The sequence below is a fragment of the Streptomyces albidochromogenes genome, from assembly GCF_005981925.1.
In the GTDB taxonomy this organism is placed as follows: domain Bacteria; phylum Actinomycetota; class Actinomycetes; order Streptomycetales; family Streptomycetaceae; genus Streptomyces; species Streptomyces albidochromogenes.
Genome location: NZ_VBVX01000787.1, coordinates 1 through 388, shown reverse-complemented (window position 1 = coordinate 388; position 388 = coordinate 1). Strand labels below are relative to the sequence as shown.

1 protein-coding gene is annotated in these 388 nt (G+C 38.9%); it reads right to left on the bottom strand.

Translation table 11 applies throughout. The features are described 5' to 3' along the window. Positions 1–388 (bottom strand): hypothetical protein (locus tag E2E34_RS37815; protein WP_167518462.1); only part of this gene is annotated, 388 nt, incomplete at both ends.

The window sequence follows — 388 nt, the reverse complement described above, 5'->3', positions numbered from 1 at the left end:
TTGGTATAATAGTAGCGTATAATCCACAGTCAGTACCATAAACTCTAATCTTATTAATTCCTTTGCTTTTAATTAATTCTAAATCTGATTTAATTGTAGAGGCATGTTTACATGCTACATCGTTTGCATATGGTGAATGGGCAATTGCAGTTGGGGCAGAAATGCTTCCAGAAGAGGCTGAAGAACTTGAACCTGAGTCTGAAGTTGATTGAGTGGAGTCAGTGGAACTAGTTGTTTCCTGATAGGTGGATGAGGAAGTTATAGTGTTTTGTGGAGAAGTAGTTTCAGGAGCGTTTGTTGAAACCGGTTCATTGTCATCCGGGCTGTTTGTTGAAACTGGTACATTGTCATTTGGACTGTTTGTTGAGGTTGGTGCATTATCTTGTAC